We start from the raw sequence: 14,516 nt of genomic DNA on the forward strand, positions 1-14,516 counted from the left end.
TACCTTTAGAACCTGAACGAGAACGCGAAGCTAAAAGGGGTGGCCAGGCGGGGAGTGGCGAAATAGTCGTCTGGGGGCAGCAAAAAGAGCGAAATTTCCGGCGTAAACACAAACCGCCCCACCGGGATGTTGACCCCCATACCAAAGCCAGGGTTCAGGCGCAATCCACTGCACTGCAAAGGGGCGTTGTTCAGGCTCTGGCACTGCACGTAGCTGTACATTTGGGGCCCGATGTAGCCCTGGCCGGTTTCCAGGGGAATCGGCCAGAAGTACCCCAGGTCCAGCCCCACCCCGCCACCGCTCACGGTTTCGGGAATGTAGTTCATCCCGTCGTAGCGATAGGTGGTGTAGGTCTCCCAGGCCACGCTGAAGGCAGCGGCCAGGCCCTCTTGCAGGTAGGAAGCCCGGGCAAATGCCGAGGCGCCTCCACGCGGGGCCACAATCAGCTCGGCGCCCCAGGGCCCCTGGGTGTACTGGAACCCGAAACCCTCGGGGCCGCTACGCAGGCCCAGGGCCGCCGCGCCGTCGGCAGCCTGCACCCTTGCGGCCAGCGGGGTAGACACAAAAGGCACGAAGCCGCTGCCGTAGCCTATCGCCCCCGGCGGGGCCACGTTGGAGGGGGCGCAGGCGGGAGCAATTACACAAGCAGTACTAACAGAATGAGGTGGGTTCCGTACCCTTCATCCCACGCAACCCATCCAGGGCGACAAGTTCAAATGCCCTTAGAGCCGGAGGTTTCGCGTTGTATTGCTCGTTGGTTCAGGTAGGCTTCCAGGTGCTTCTGAAAAGCCGCCATCAAAGCCCGGGCGTAAGGCCCCACCTGGCCGCTACCTACGGGCCTGTCCTCGATCCGGGTAATGGGCATGACCTGCCGGGTGGCGCCCGTGAGGAGCACCTCGTCGGCGGTAAACAGCTCCTCGAGGGCAATGGTGCGCTCCTCGATGGGCAGAAGGGGCTTTGCCACCTGCAGCAGGTGCCTGCGGGTGATGCCCGGCAAGACCCCTTCCCGGGCGGTTATCAGCACCCCGTTCTTGATGACGGAAAGGCTGCTGCGGCCCCCTTCCGAGACCCATTGCCCGTCGTGGTAAATCACCTCGGTGGCTCCCTCGGCCCGCACCCGCCGGGCGAGGCGCACCGCTACTAAGTAGTCGGTGGTCTTGGCCTCGGGCAGCTCGCGCAGGTTCTGGTGCAGAATCACCTTGCCGCCCTGCTCGTAGAGGTGGGGCGGGGGTGGGTTGACCGCAATGGGGGCGATGACCAGGTTGGGCCTACTGGGGGTAAAGGCGTCCTCGGAGTAGCCGCCTGTCAGGAGCATCTGGATACCACCCTGCTCCAGATGGTTCATCCGAATAAGCTCCAGAATGTAGCCCTCGAGCGTATCGCGGCTGTAGGGCACCTCGAGCTCCAAAAGCCGGGCGGAATTCTCGAAGCGCTCGAGGTGGTCTTCCAGAAAAACCGGAACCCCCCGCAGAATGCGGAAAAACTCGAACACAGCGTAGCCCCGCCGCAGGCCCAGATCCGAGATGTGCAGGGTGGCCTGGGTGTGCTCGACAATCGTTCCGTTGATGTGGGCGTACTTCACGTCAGGTTTCTCCCGCTACCAGTCTATGGGCAATTTGCTCTTTTGAAAGGTTCCCCTGGGCTACCTCCAGGGCCAGCTCGAAAAGCTCGTCCTGGCCAATGGTGGGGGAAAGCCCATTGAGTTCTAAAAAGGTGAGGGCGGCCAGCACCGCCGTTCGTTTGTTGCCATCGTTGAAGGCGTGAGCCTGGCTAATGTGAAACAGGTAAGCTGCGGCTTGATCTGGCAAGGTGGGGTGGAAAAGGGTCTCTTTGAAGCCAGCCTGCGGTTGGGCCAGGGCGGACTCGAGTTTGCCCAAATCCAGTACGCCGGGGTCGCCCCCGTCTAGCTCGAGCGCAAGGTCATGCAGCAGGAGTACTTCTCCCAGGGTCAGCCAGCGGCTCATGCGGGGTCTTCACCCCGGTCGTGAGCGGCCAGGCGACGCAGGGTTTCGCGGTAACGCGCCAGCACCGTTCGTAGGGCTTGTTCAAAGTCGGAAGCGACCGCTCGGGGCGGGCGAATCAGCAGGCCCTGCTCGGTATTTTCTACCTCGACCAGATCCCCCGCTTTCAGGTTGTTTTGCTCGAGGAAGTCTGGTGGTAAAGTGACGGCTGTGCTGTTGCCCAAGGTGATTAAGGTGCGCTTCACGGTAACATTATAACGCAATATATACACCATGAAAGTTCGCGTCGCCTCCGCCGGAACCGGCAAGACTGCCAGCCTGGTCTTGCGCTACCTGGAGCTTATTTCTTCCGGTACGCCCCTGCGCCGCATCGCGGGCGTGACCTTTACCCGCAAGGCCGCCGACGAGCTACGGGTGCGGGTGGGGCAGGCCATCGAAGAGGTGCTGAGCCGGGGGCGGCATCTGGACTTTGCAGCCCAGGCCGCAAGCCAGCCTGCTTTTCTGGAGGCCGCCCGCGAGATTACCGGGGCCACCCTCAGCACCATCCACGGCTTCATGGGCTGGTGCTTGCGGCTTGCGGCCCCCATGCTGCACCTCGACCCCGACTTCTCCATGCTGGGCGACTGGGAGGCGCAAGCCCTGTTCGAGGAGGAGTGGAACACCCTGCGCTACCTGGCGCAGGAGCCGGGCCATCTGCTCCATGGCATGGCCACCGACGACCTGACCGAACCCCTCCTGTACCTGTTTTCCAGGCGCTCTCTGGCTGAAGCCTTTGAGCCGGGCGAAGGCGAAGCTAACGAGCGCTTGTTACGCGTTTATAAGGCCGTATACGCTGCTTACGAGGCCCGCCTGGGAAGCAACCTGCTCTCGCCCTCCGAACTCGAGCGCCGCGCCCTCGAGCTCACCCGCCACCCCCGCGCCCTGGAACGGGTACTCGAGCGGGTGCAGGTGCTTCTGGTGGACGAGTACCAGGACGTAAACCCCCTGCAAGGGGCTTTTTTTGAGGCCCTCGAGCAGGCCGGGCTGCCCATCGAGATGGTGGGCGACCCCAAGCAGTCTATCTACGCCTTCCGCGACGCCGATGTGGGGGTTTTTCGCAAGGCCCTGCGGGAAGGCCAGCTTCTGCCGCCGCTGGCCCGGAGCTATCGGCACAGCCAGACCCTGGCGCGCTTTTTGAACCGCCTCACCGCCCATCTGGCCGCCCAGGGGCAGGGTTTTGCCCCCGAGGAGGCCCCGCCGGTGGAAAGCACCCGGCCCGAGCAGGGGCGGCTGGAGATTCACTGGGTAGATGGCGAACTGCCCATGGACGATTTGCGCAGATACGAAGCCTGGGTGCTGGCCCAGCGGCTGCGGGATTTATCGAGCCAGACCGCTTTTTCCGAGATGGCCGTGCTGGTGCGCTCCTACCAGAGCGTACCCTTCCTGGAAGAAGCCTTTAGCGCTGCCCAGGTTCCCTACGTACTCCTGCAAGGGCGGGGCTACTACGAGCGGCAGGAGGTGCGCGACCTCTACCACGCCCTGCGGGCAGCCCTCGACCCCAGGGGGCTTTCGCTGGCGGTTTTTTTGCGGAGCTCCTTCGGGCAACATACCGAGGAAGGGCCGCTAAAGCCCCTGGAGCTGGCCGAAATTGAGGCGGTGCTGCGCTCGAGCGACCCCCTGCAAGCCCTGGAGCTCCGGTGGCCCAGCGTGCATGCGCGCCTGCGGCAAATCCAGTCGCGGCTGCGCCTGGAAGCCCCCCTCGAGGTGCTCAAGTACCTGATCCGCGCACCCCTGATGGCGGGCCGCGCCTACCACGATTTTCTGGAGCCCAGGGCCCGCGAGAACGTGGATGCCCTGCTCTTTTACTTTGCCCCGCGCCCGCCGCAGAGCCTCGAGGCTTTGCTCGAGCGCCTCGAGCGCCTCTCCCGCCAGGCCGACGCCGGTGACGTGCCGCAGTCGGGCGAGGGCGTGCAGATCCTGACCATCCACCGCGCCAAGGGGTTGGAGTGGCCGGTGGTGGCGGTGTTCGACCTGGGTCGAAAGAACACCCACCAGGCCCGACCGCTTTACCTGGGGCGTAAGGAGGACGCAGGCAACCGCCTGACGCAATGGGTGGCCCTGCCTGATACCCCGCAGTTTGCGGTGTTCAAAGAGCAGGTCAAGGCCCAGGAGGAAGAGGAGAGCTACCGCCTCTTCTACGTGGCGGCCTCGAGGGCCCGCGATACCCTGCTGCTCACCGGCAGCGTGAGCAAAGGCAAGCCCGAAGGCTGGGTGAGGGTGCTGGAGGCGCTGAACCTGGGGCCTTACAGCCCGCCCTACAACCGGCCCGAGTTTGTGCTCCACACCTGGCGCTACCAGCCCATACCGCCGTCCCCGGTCATCGGCCCGTCCGAACCGCCCGAGTCCTCGCCCTGGGTGGAGGCCCGCTTCGACCTCGAGCCCTTTCCCCCGCTCTTCTCGCCCTCGGCCTACAAGCGCCTCGAGGCCGAGCCCTTGCCGCTCCCCGACCCCGAGGAGGGGGAGGCCCTGCCGGGCCGGGCCAGGGCCATCGGGACGCTGGTGCACTACGCCATCGGGCAAAACTGGCACCCCGACAACCCCGTGCACCTGGCCAACCTCGAGGCCCAGGAGGTTATGTTCCCCTTCGGCCCCGACGAGCGCTTCAGCATCATGGACGAGGTGAAGACCCTGCTGCAAAACTACCAGGGGCTTCTGGGCACACAGCTCCCCTGGCCCCGCGACGAAGACTACCCCGAGTTCGCGGTGGCCCTCCCGCTAGGTACTACCGTCTGGCAGGGGGTCATAGACCGGCTCTACCGGGTGGGCGGGCAATGGTACCTGGAAGACTACAAGACCGACCAGGAGATGCGGCCCGAGCAGTATTATTTCCAGCTTGGGGTCTACCTGGCCGCCGTCCGGCAGGCCTGGCAGGTAGAACCCGAGGTGCGGCTGGTATACCTGCGCTTTGGCGAGGTCATCCGGCTGGAAAAGACCCTCCTGGAGGCTGCCCTGAACGAGATCCGGCCCTCTGAAAAGCGAAACGCGTTTTCGCAGCCTGGTTCCTGACCCCCGGGTTTCCCAGCAATCAGGTGATTTATACCTACTGAAGGCGTGTAGCCAAGGTTCAACGGCGCACTAGGTGGGGATGGGTGGTGGGGAGTAGGCGGTACCTCTCTAACCCCTACCCCCTAACCCCATATTCCCTAAACAATTGAATGGCCTTTCCGCCCAACGCCTTCGGCCTTCGGCTTTGAGCCTTCAGCAATCGGCGGCTGCTAACCGTTACAGACCGGCTTAGGCGGCAGGCTCCGGCTGTAGCTCACCGTCAGCCGGCAGGCCAGATCGGCGTAGAGGGCCCGGATGGCCTCGCCCTCGAGGTCCAGGAGCCAGCGCCGGATGGCCTGGGGGGTGTTGGCCATCAGCCACTTTTTGGCCTCGTCGGCCTGGCCGGTAATGAGCCCGCGTCCGTAGTAGCCCAGCGCGGCGCTGCGGGCGTTGACCTCGTCTTTCTGAACCAGGGCGTCCTGCAGGGCCGCCCGGTAGTACGACAGGGTGCGGAAGCCCAGGGTGGGGAAACGGGCGGTGGCGTCTACGTAGCGCACCCCGTCCCAGGCCAGGATGTAGGTCAGGCGGGGGTAGACTTCCCTGGGCAGGCCGCCAAAGTCGGCGAATACATCGGTGCCCACAATAATCTCGGGCCGCCGGTCGCCGTCCACATCGCGCACTTCCAGCACCCCGGCGGTGCGGCCCCGGTAGATGAGCAGGTTGCGAAAGCCCTGCTCCTGGGTGAAGAAATAGGCGGTGGTGTTCGGCCCCGAGACCTCGTTAATCCAGAGTTCGGCGGGCACCTGGCCGGTCAGCTCGAGCTGCCTGACCTCGAAACGGCTTCCCTTGATCTCGACCTGTGTCCGATCTGAACGAATAATTCGCAGCAGGCCCGGTTCTTGCCGGAGGGTATACGAACCCCAGGCGATGGGCGAATTAGAAGCAGGCTGAGCCAGGGTAAGCCCGGACAAAACCAGTGCAGTAGCTAAAATTGGCACTCTCATGGGGCAACGCTACCAGAGCCTTGCATGAGAGTGCGTGGGGGTTTGCTCTAGAAAAATTTACTGTTGCTGCTGAAGTTGCGGCTCGCCTTGCCAGGGCTCTACCACCACCCGGGTCTCGATGTGGGCGTTCAGGGTGGCCGAGACCGAGCAGTACTTGGTGTGGGAAAGCTCCACGGCCCGCTCGAGGGCCTCCCGGGTCACGTTGGGCCCGGCGCCGTAATGGGTGACCACGATGTGGGTGTAGCGCTTGGGGTGCTCCTCGGCCCGTTCGCCTACAGCCTCTACACGGTAGCGTGCCAGGGGCTGGCGCTTTTTCTCCATAATGTCCACCACATCGTAGGCGGTGCAGCCGGCCAGTGCTGCCAGCAAGAGTTCCATGGGGCGCATCCCGGTGGAAGGCTGGTCGCCATCCACCATCACCTTGTCGCCCTGCTCGTTGATGCCTACAAACCGGTGTCCTCCCAAGCGATGCAATACCACTTTTTTCGTCGCCATAAGCCTCCTAAGGGCGGTTCACGGATTGAGCGTAGCCATAGACCGCCACTCCAGCATCTGCTTAACCGAATAGGGACGCTCCAGAGAGCTACCCTGTCTGGATAATATCCCAGGCCCAGGGGTAAAATGACCCGATTTCTTCACAATGCGCGCCGTAGCATCAGGAGCAAAGTGAACCGCAGCTTTCGCCTGTTCTCCATTGGCCCCCGTATTCAAAAACAGGGGGTGCGTTTGGTAGTGACTTCTGCCCTACGGCTGCGGATTCTGAGCCTGGGCGCTTTCAGCCGAGAGGTGGTGGTGGAGCCGCGCAAGGGCTGGCTCATGATCCATGACCGTCAGTTCTGGTTTGTGGAACGTACCCGTCTGATCCCTTTCGAGCAGGTAGAGGTCGTCACCTATGGCTTCGAGGACTGGACCTTTGGGGGTTGGTTTTCTCGGGCCAGGGATACCCAGGAACTTTTTCGTGTGGGGCTGCGTTTGCGCAATGGCAAAGAGTTCGATCTGTTCAGGTTTTATGGCGAGGGCCATTTTGTCAACGAAAGCTACTTCCCCGACTGGTGGTTCTGGGAAGATTTCCTCACCGATTTGAGCGGTACCCAGGAGCAGGAATCGCGGGCGCTGGTGGAACTCTTGAGCAAGATGATGGGGGTCAAGGTGGATCGCCCCAGGTTTTGAAGCTGAATGTAAGCATAAAGACATGCGATGGCGGGCGTTGAGGCCCATAATTAGGTCATGCAAGCACTTCAGGACAAGGTGTACCTCCTTACCGGCGGCGGAGGAGCTATTGCCGGGGCGATTGCCCAGTCGTTCATCAAGGCCGGAGCGAGACTGGCCTTTGCGGATGCCTACGAAACCACTATCGCCCAACGAGCACAGGAACTGGGCGGTCGGGCGTTTGTGGCTAACCTGACCCACTACCCCGACGCCGAGATGCTGGTGCGGCAGGTCAAGGCGCAGATGGGGCGGGTGGATGGTCTGATTCACACCGTAGGGGGCTTTGCTTACGCTCCTGTCAAGGACACCGATCCGAGCCTCTATGACCGGATGTTTGACCTCAACATGCGTACCCTGTTTTACATGACCCGGGCCATATTGCCCGAGCTCCTGGGCCAGAAAGACGGCTTTATTGCAGGTATTTCGGCGGCGGCTGCCTGGAATGGAGTGGGGCCTGGCGTGGCCCTGTACGCTGCCGCCAAAGCCGCCGTGGCTACCTACCTGCGCTCGTTGGATGCCGAACTGACGGGCACGGCAGTCCGGGTGGCGATTGTCTACCCGATGGGCGCCGTGGACACCCCGGCCAACCGCAAAGAGATGCCCGATGCCGACCCCATGGCCTGGGTAGACCCCGCTGAAATTGGTGAAAGCCTGGTCTACGCCGCCAGCCGCAGCCCCCGGGGCCGGGTGTTGGAGTTGCAGATTTTCCCGCCTCGGTAAAACACCCTTACCGTAGGAATCTGCACACATCTCTCATTGAGCTTCTCGATAAGACGTGCTTGAGCTGTTCTGACCGCCAATCCCTTGGGTGCCGGGGGAATCCGGGAGGGTAGATTGGGTCGAATGCACCAATGAATGTGGCGCAAAACCCCTCTTGGGAGAGTCAAGCGCCGTTAGCTCCAGCGTAACCCAAAGTTAAGGTTCGACTCTGCTTGCCTGCTGGGCGTCTTTTAGATTAGGGTGGAGCTCATGGATGTAACGGCGTATGTGCAGGCAGTGGGGTATCTGGGCATTTTTGCTACGGTATTTGTGGAAACGGGATTGCTGGTGGGCTTTTTCCTACCGGGCGACTCGCTTTTGATCGCGGTAGGGCTTCTGGCAGCGGCCAAGAAGATGCAGCTTTCCCTCGCCCTGATGGCCCTTTTCATGGGCTCGGTGCTGGGCAACAATCTCGGGTACTACCTAGGGCGCAAGGTTGGGCCCGCCTTGCTACACAAGGCCAGGGTCAAGCCGGAAGACCTCGAGCGCACCCGGCGCTTCATGGCCCGCTTCGGGCCGCTTTCTCTATTGATCGGCCCCTATGTGCCGGTCTTCCGGGCGGTGGTGCCTTTTCTGTGTGGCACTGTTAGGATGCCCTGGCCGCGCTTTTTCGTGTTGAGCCTCCTGGGCAGCGTGCTCTGGACCCAGGGCCTTACCCTGGTGGCCTACTATGTGGGCTCCAAGATTCCGCACCTCGAGCGCTACGTGTACCTGATACTGCTGGCCGGGGTGGGCTTTGCCGTTCTGCTGGCCGCCTGGCGGGCCTACCGCTCGGGGAACCTGCGCTGGCCCAGCCGCAAAGCCGAGTAGGCTACGCGTGGGCCTCCACCAGTTCGACCAGCACCCCCCCCGACCATTTGGGGTGAATAAAGGCAACCAGGTGCCCCCCAAAACCGGGGCGGGGGGTGGTATCTATCAGGGGCGTGCCGTTGGCGGCCAAACGTTGTAATTCGGCGGTGAGGCTGGGGGTGGCGAGGGCGATGTGGTGCATGCCCGGCCCGCGTTTCTCGATGAACCGGGCAATGGCTGAGTCGGGGCGGGTGGCCTTCAAGAGCTCGAGCCGACTGGGCCCGCTTTTCAGCATCCAGACCTCGACCCCCTGGCTCTCGACCGTACCCTGGGCCTCGAGGGTGTAGCCAAGCTGCTGGTAGGGTTTTGCAGCCTGTTCCAAATCCTCAACCGCGATGCCGATATGGTGGATGTTCATATTCCCAAACTACCCCAATCGCGGTTAGCTGGACAGGGATATTTGGTAATGCAAGCGCGCAAACCGCTTTTAGGAGTCTGACCCACTGGCCGTGTCGAGCAAGGCGGGGGTGGGTGGTTGGAGGGTGGGGATGGGTTCCAACGCCTGCTCCTACGCCCTACCTCCTATCGGCCGCGAAGTGTTCGATAAAGACCTACTCCACCGGTATAAAGGCCAGGCTGGCAATGCGCTCCTGAAAGGTGCCCAGCGAGGAAGAGCGAACCCCGGCGCTGGTGAGGGCACTGGCAATATTGACGGTCAGATCAATCACCAGGAGGGTGGGGGAGTCCAGATCGGCGATGTACAAAAACTGGTCAATGCCTACCGTGGCCGTACTGTAGCGGCGAGTGCGCAGAAGCCCACTCTCGGTTTCGCGGGGCAGTTGAAAACCCCCTTCAAAACGGGCCAGTCCGGTACCCAGCACAAAGACCGGAGGGGCACCCCTGGCAAACTGCCGGGCGGCGATGTTGCTGTCCCGCACAAACCCCACCTCGCTGGTGGCGCCGAGGTTCCAGGCAACCAGGGTGGTGTCGGTGGTGGTGGTGTCGTTGTCGTCGAACAGGCCCAGGGCCTGGCCGTTCACAAAAATCAGGTCGGTAGGGCTCGAGGCGGCGAGGCTCAGGGGCCGTTCGATAAATGGGTTGATGAAATCGTATTGTCCGAACTGGTTTGGCGTCAGGTAGAGCAGTTGGTCGTTTTGCCCCAGGGTTAGCCGCACAGGAGCGGTCAGGCGCACCAGGTTGGGGTTGGTGAAATCAATGGAGCCGGGAAGGGCCGTGGCCGTGAAGGGAATAATCCAGGCCCGGTATTCCTCGATGGGGCGCGGGGGGGTGGCAGATGCGGGGGGGCAGACCAGTAAAACATTGCTCTGCCCCTGACGTAGATAACCCCTCGAGCAGTCTACTGTCAGGGCCTGGTCAAAGCCGTCGAGCTGGGGGGTTCCCACATCATCCACACTGAGGTTGCTGGCGTTGTATCGGCGCAGGCGGCTGGGGGTGAGCACCCAGAGCTGGTCGTTGACCCCTTGTTGCAGGCTACGGCGGTAGAGCAGGGCTACGATGGGCTCGTCCAGATCCCAACTGCCCACCCGGCGGGGTGGGTCGAAATTGCCCGGCTGAAGGGTGCTGCTCTGGAAGAAGCGAATCTGGTAGGCGTTGCTGCTGGAGTTGTTGATTCCGGCTACCAGCAGGGCGCGGGTAGGTTCCTCGCTGCTGCCGGTGCAGGCGGCGAGGGTCGTGAGGAGCAGACCCAGGGTGAGAGTTTGGACTGCCTGCTTCATCTAGCGACCTCCGGGGCTGGGGAGTTTGATGCCGCCCGGCAGAACGATGTTGTTCTGGTTGAAGAGGAACTCGGCGGCGTCGCCCCCCAAGGCAAAGGAAAACTTGAACTCCTGCTTAAGGGTATCCAGGCTGGCCCGAAAAGCCCAGCAGCAACGGTCAATAATCAGGTCGAAGCGGGGGCGCAGGATGGTGCCCTCGAGGTTGGGCAAGAAGAATTCTCGAGGGTTGGTGCCACCGCTTTCGGGGGCGTTCCACACCATGCGGTAGAACAGGCGGGTTTTTTCGAGGCCCATAAAGCTAAAGGTGGGGCCGAACTCGCGCAAGGTCACGCGGAAGCGTCCGCTGTTGTCCGTGAGGCGCTCGAGGGCCACAAACCCCTGCAACGAAAGGCCAGGGGGGTCTTCCATCCGCAGCGGCGCGGGGAAAATTTCCAGCTCCCCGCTAAAGCGCACAAAGCGCAGGAAGGCCTGGGTGTCGTCCTCGAGGGTGAGGGGGTTGGGGCTTTCGGGGAAGTGAAACTCCGCCGAGACCTCGTTGATGAACACCTCGGGTTCGCGCACGGCGGCCCGCATAGTCAGGCGGGGGTTTCGCAGCAGGCCCTCGCGGTAGTTCCACAGCAGGTCGGCCTGGAAGAGGTCGGCGCTGTACTGGTAGCCCAGCCGGAAGCGGGTCTCGCTGCCGGGGCTAAAGCCGATGGTGTGGGTGAACACAAAGGTATGCAGGCTCAGGGTGAGCTGGGCCAGGCCATCCAGGAAGGCCGGGGTAGGGGCGGGGTTGGGGTTGGTGACGGAGGGCAGCGGTGCGTACAGGTGGGTGAAGCTCTGGCGGAAGCGGAAGCTATCGGGGGCTTCTTGAAGCACCACGTTCAGCTCGGTGCGGATGGCCTGCCCGTTGTTCAGGTCGCGGCTGTGGCTGAGCGAGGTGGTGTTGCCGGGGGGGTTGTAGCTGGCGGCGAGCTCCAAAGGGTCGTAGCGGGCAATCAGGGGAATCTGGTTGGGGGGCCGGGTTTCTTTTTCCTGCACGTCCCAGTAGCGGTAGCCGCTACGCAGCGAGAAGTTGAAGGGGGTGGGGTTGTAGGCGGCGCTCAGGGTGAGCAGGCGATCCAGGCCCAGCTCGAGCTGGCGCTCGTAGACCAGGTTCAGGCTGAAAGGGGCAGGGGAGAGGCCCAGGCTGGAGCGCAGCAGGCCCCAGCGGCCCTGCTCGAGGTCGCGGCTAATGCTGGTGGTGAGGTTGAACCAGGGGAAGGGGCGCGAGGTCAGGGCGAACTCGGCGGGGGGGTCGAAGAGGCGGCGCTCGAGGTCGCGGCTGGCCCGCGCGGTGAAGGAAAAAATAGGGTCGGGGTTGAAGCTAAGCGAGCCCTCCAGCCGGCTGGTGCGCTGGGGGCGCTCGAAGTCGAACTGAAAGGGGGTTTCGCCCTCCACCACATTGCGGCTCACGCTCAGGTTCACGCTAAAAGCCCCCAGGGTCTGGCCTACACTGGCCCGGGTATCCCAGCGGATCAGGCGCTCAAACTCGGTGGGGTTGCCCTGGGGGTCGAAGTTCTGGGTAGTGTAGTACCGCCCGATAAAGGTGTTCTCGACGCTAAAACTGAAGCCTGGCCAGGGGGGCGTCGTCGGGCGGTAGCTGCTGCGGTGCTCTACCCAGAGCCGACCCGCGCCAATGTAGGGCCCGAGCCGCCGGGCACTGCGGTTGAGGGGGTTGGAGGGGGCTTCGTAGTAGCCCAACAACACCCGCCCGTTGAGGCGGAACTCGCCCTCGATGCCCCTGGGAAAGCTGATCTCGGCCTCGGGCAGGCGCTTGGGGGTGGTGCGTTCGTTGGGCAGGGCCAGGGGGTTGTGGTCGAAGTAGCCGTCCAGCGTGACGCGGTAGAGGGGCTCGCTGCTGGTGGGGGTTTGCCGGGTGGCCCCCTCGATCAGGAAGGTGGTGTAGTCGGGCTGGCCCCCCGCCCCCTGCAAAAAGCGCGGCTCGGCCTGCGAGCTATCGTCGCGCACGACCTGCCCCTCCAGGCGCCAGCCGGGTTCTTCCAGCTTGTAGCTGAAGCGGTACTTGAAAATGCCGTCCTTACGCGGGTCGCTGTCGGGCAGCACCAGCCCGGCAGGGGGGGGCAGGTACAAAAACTGATAGCGCTCCAGGGCCGCCCCGATGCCGTAATGGTCGAAGCCAAAGCCCCAGCCCCGCCGCTCGAAGTAGCGCAGCAGGGTGAAGCCAATGCCAAAGTCCGCGACATAGGGCAGGTCGGCGGTTACGAACACCCCGTCGGTCTCGCTCTGGCCGAACTCGAGCTTGGGTCGCCGCTCGTTCAAAAACAAGAGCAGCACCGGCAGGTACAGGGTACGTTCACCGCGCAGGAGCACCCACACCCCCCGGGCAATAATCCGGTCACCCGGATAAAGCAGCACTTCCTGGGCCTGGAAGGCATAATCGGCCACCTCCTGCTCGCAGCGCTGGCAGGGGGTCAGGTAGCCCTCTTGCAGCAGGATCTGCCCGGCGGCCCGCTGGCAGATGGGCCCCTCCAGATAAAACTCGCCCGACTCGATCTTGACCTGGATGGCCTCGAAGCTTTCGTCGTCGGTGAAGAGCTCGAGCTCGTCGGCTTCGATTAGCTGGCCCTGCTTGTCCTTGTAGCGCACCCCGCCCATCAGCATAATGCGCTTTTGGGTGCGGTTATACACCACCCGGGGGGCCTCGATGCTTTCGCCGTCCCGATCCATCTTGACCGGGCTGCCCACCAGAATCACCAGTTCCTCGTTATTCTCGTTTCTGAGTTCTAAACGTTCGGCCTCGAGGATTTTCAGGCGCTTACCCCCCGTGGCCGGGGCCTGCTCGGTCTCCTGCGCCAGGCCGGGGGTCCACAGCATAACAATCAGCACCAGCAGGGGAAGGCCCAGGCACCGGAAAAGGCGGGGTTGCCAGCCAAACCCTGACCTTTTGGCCCCTAACGCCCGGTGTCTGGTGCCTTCATTCATCGCTTCCCCAGTCGCAATAGCGCCAGACCGGCCAGCGCATAGAGCAGGTTGGGCCCCCAGGCGGCCAGAATGGGGTGCAGCACCCCCTGCTCACCCATAATGCGGCCCACGCTCCAGGTGGCGTAGTAGATGAAGGTGAGAACCACGACCCCCAGCATGCCCAGGCTGCGGCTGCCTCCCAGCAGGAAAAAGGCCAGCCCCACCGCAAAAATGGCGAACGAGTACACCGCGGCGGGTTCGGCCCATTTGCGGTGCAGGGCGGTTAGCTCGGCGTGGTAGGGGAGCCCCTGGGCTTTGTACTGGGCGATGCGCTGGCGCAGTTCGGCCACCGTCAGGCTGAAGAGGCCGCCGGGGGGCTCGAGGGAAAGCTCCACCAGCGGCACCGTAGCCCGCTCAAACCGTGCCACAGTGCGGGGCCGAGCACCCCCATAGGTCACCCGCAGCCCCTCCGAAAGAATCAGCGCGCCCTGCTCAAAACGGCCCTTCTCGGCCAGCAGAATTTCTTCTGCGGTAATCACCCGCACCTGGCCGATGCCGCTCTCGCTTACTTCACCCACGTACACAATGCGCCCGTACGCATCCACCAGGCGGGTGCCAGGCTGTAGCAACGCCCTGGGTTTTTGCAACACCGCCTGCCGCAAAACGTTTTGCCCCTGCTGCAAGCTGCGCGGTACCAGACTGTCGGCGGCCACCAGGCACACCCCAAACAGGAAACTGCCCAACAAGAGCAGGGGAAACAGCACCCGCAGCTTGGAAACCCCTCCGGCCAGCATGGCCTTGAGCTCGGACTCCTCGCCCATACGCGAGAGCACCAGCAACAAAGCAAACAAGAAGGCCAGCGGCATCCCCCGTACCAGCGCCTCGGGCACCCGGAAGGCCAGGTACTGGCTCACCACCCAGGGGTCGGCCCCCCGGGCCAGGAGCGGCGCCAGCACCTCGTACAAAGCTCCGCCCAGCAAGGCCAGCACCACCACTGCCAGCGCACCCAGCACGGAGGCGCCCACTTCCCTGGTCAGGTAGCGGTCGAGGGTGTTCACGGCTGCCTCCAGGTCGGGGCAGGGGCGAGG

At 63.4% G+C, this 14,516-nt stretch carries 14 protein-coding genes; 4 read left to right on the top strand and 10 right to left on the bottom strand.

Features of this window, described 5'->3' with window-relative positions:
- Positions 1-5: 5 nt before the first annotated feature.
- The 4 genes from J3L12_RS16680 to J3L12_RS03705 form a co-directional block, all read right to left on the bottom strand.
- The gene (locus tag J3L12_RS16680) at positions 6-572 is read right to left on the bottom strand and encodes a hypothetical protein (RefSeq protein WP_243454887.1); all 567 of its coding nucleotides are present in this window, start codon (positions 570-572) and stop codon (positions 6-8) included.
- A gap of 140 nt (positions 573-712) precedes the next feature.
- The gene (locus J3L12_RS03695) at positions 713-1,582 is read right to left on the bottom strand and encodes an aminotransferase class IV (protein WP_208013688.1); all 870 of its coding nucleotides are present in this window, start codon (positions 1,580-1,582) and stop codon (positions 713-715) included.
- 1 nt (position 1,583) lies between these two features.
- Positions 1,584-1,964, bottom strand: a complete 381-nt coding sequence (locus tag J3L12_RS03700; protein WP_208013689.1) for a type II toxin-antitoxin system death-on-curing family toxin — start codon at positions 1,962-1,964, stop codon at positions 1,584-1,586.
- The gene (locus J3L12_RS03705) at positions 1,961-2,206 is read right to left on the bottom strand and encodes an AbrB/MazE/SpoVT family DNA-binding domain-containing protein (protein WP_208013690.1); all 246 of its coding nucleotides are present in this window, start codon (positions 2,204-2,206) and stop codon (positions 1,961-1,963) included. The genes J3L12_RS03700 and J3L12_RS03705 overlap by 4 nt, the downstream gene beginning before the upstream one ends.
- A gap of 28 nt (positions 2,207-2,234) precedes the next feature.
- Between J3L12_RS03705 and J3L12_RS03710 the strand changes: the two genes are divergently transcribed.
- Entirely contained in the window at positions 2,235-5,006 is a 2,772-nt protein-coding gene (locus tag J3L12_RS03710; protein ID WP_208013691.1) for a UvrD-helicase domain-containing protein, read from the top strand.
- A gap of 209 nt (positions 5,007-5,215) precedes the next feature.
- Here J3L12_RS03710 and J3L12_RS03715 read toward each other — a convergent pair whose 3' ends face one another.
- A complete protein-coding gene (locus J3L12_RS03715) occupies positions 5,216-5,989 on the bottom strand; it encodes a hypothetical protein (protein WP_208013692.1) in 774 nt (257 codons plus the stop codon).
- A gap of 57 nt (positions 5,990-6,046) precedes the next feature.
- Complete coding sequence (locus J3L12_RS03720; RefSeq protein WP_208013693.1) at positions 6,047-6,484, bottom strand: OsmC family protein; 438 nt, start codon at positions 6,482-6,484, stop codon at positions 6,047-6,049.
- Positions 6,485-6,655: 171 nt separating this feature from the next.
- Between J3L12_RS03720 and J3L12_RS03725 the strand changes: the two genes are divergently transcribed.
- The 3 genes from J3L12_RS03725 to J3L12_RS03735 all read left to right on the top strand — a co-directional run bounded on the left by J3L12_RS03725 (position 6,656) and on the right by J3L12_RS03735 (position 8,767).
- Entirely contained in the window at positions 6,656-7,159 is a 504-nt protein-coding gene (locus J3L12_RS03725) for a hypothetical protein (protein WP_208013694.1), read from the top strand.
- A gap of 57 nt (positions 7,160-7,216) precedes the next feature.
- Positions 7,217-7,918, top strand: coding sequence for an SDR family NAD(P)-dependent oxidoreductase (locus J3L12_RS03730; RefSeq protein WP_208013695.1), 702 nt, complete (start codon positions 7,217-7,219; stop codon positions 7,916-7,918).
- A 249-nt stretch (positions 7,919-8,167) separates the two neighbouring features.
- Positions 8,168-8,767 carry a DedA family protein gene (locus J3L12_RS03735; RefSeq protein ID WP_208013696.1) on the top strand — a complete coding sequence of 200 codons (600 nt, stop codon included), beginning with the start codon at positions 8,168-8,170 and terminating at the stop codon, positions 8,765-8,767.
- Between the two features lies 1 nt (position 8,768).
- On the opposite strand, the gene mce is transcribed toward J3L12_RS03735, so the two are convergent.
- From mce to J3L12_RS03755, 4 genes are all read right to left on the bottom strand, one after another.
- Entirely contained in the window at positions 8,769-9,164 is a 396-nt protein-coding gene (gene mce, locus J3L12_RS03740) for a methylmalonyl-CoA epimerase (protein ID WP_208013697.1), read from the bottom strand.
- Positions 9,165-9,357: 193 nt separating this feature from the next.
- The gene (locus J3L12_RS03745) at positions 9,358-10,482 is read right to left on the bottom strand and encodes a hypothetical protein (protein ID WP_208013698.1); all 1,125 of its coding nucleotides are present in this window, start codon (positions 10,480-10,482) and stop codon (positions 9,358-9,360) included.
- On the bottom strand, positions 10,483-13,341 hold the full coding sequence (locus tag J3L12_RS03750; RefSeq protein ID WP_243454889.1) for an LPS-assembly protein LptD: 2,859 nt from the start codon (positions 13,339-13,341) through the stop codon (positions 10,483-10,485).
- A 104-nt stretch (positions 13,342-13,445) separates the two neighbouring features.
- Positions 13,446-14,486, bottom strand: a complete 1,041-nt coding sequence (locus J3L12_RS03755) for an LptF/LptG family permease (protein ID WP_208013699.1) — start codon at positions 14,484-14,486, stop codon at positions 13,446-13,448.
- Positions 14,487-14,516 lie beyond the last annotated feature (30 nt).

Source organism: Meiothermus sp. CFH 77666, from assembly GCF_017497985.1.
Classification (GTDB): Bacteria; Deinococcota; Deinococci; order Deinococcales; family Thermaceae; genus Meiothermus.

Excerpts from the sequence above, each read along its gene's own strand:
- J3L12_RS03710 (WP_208013691.1), top strand. The coding sequence starts at position 2,235 with ATGAAAGTTCGCGTCGCCTCCGCCGGAACCGGCAAGACTGCCAGCCTG.
- J3L12_RS03730 (WP_208013695.1), top strand. The coding sequence starts at position 7,217 with ATGCAAGCACTTCAGGACAAGGTGTACCTCCTTACCGGCGGCGGAGGA.
- mce (WP_208013697.1), bottom strand. The coding sequence starts at position 9,164 with ATGAACATCCACCATATCGGCATCGCGGTTGAGGATTTGGAACAGGCT.
- J3L12_RS03745 (WP_208013698.1), bottom strand. The coding sequence starts at position 10,482 with ATGAAGCAGGCAGTCCAAACTCTCACCCTGGGTCTGCTCCTCACGACC.
- J3L12_RS03715 (WP_208013692.1), bottom strand. The coding sequence starts at position 5,989 with ATGAGAGTGCCAATTTTAGCTACTGCACTGGTTTTGTCCGGGCTTACC.
- J3L12_RS03700 (WP_208013689.1), bottom strand. The coding sequence starts at position 1,964 with ATGAGCCGCTGGCTGACCCTGGGAGAAGTACTCCTGCTGCATGACCTT.
- J3L12_RS03750 (WP_243454889.1), bottom strand. The coding sequence starts at position 13,341 with ATGCTGTGGACCCCCGGCCTGGCGCAGGAGACCGAGCAGGCCCCGGCC.
- J3L12_RS03735 (WP_208013696.1), top strand. The coding sequence starts at position 8,168 with ATGGATGTAACGGCGTATGTGCAGGCAGTGGGGTATCTGGGCATTTTT.
- J3L12_RS03720 (WP_208013693.1), bottom strand. The coding sequence starts at position 6,484 with ATGGCGACGAAAAAAGTGGTATTGCATCGCTTGGGAGGACACCGGTTT.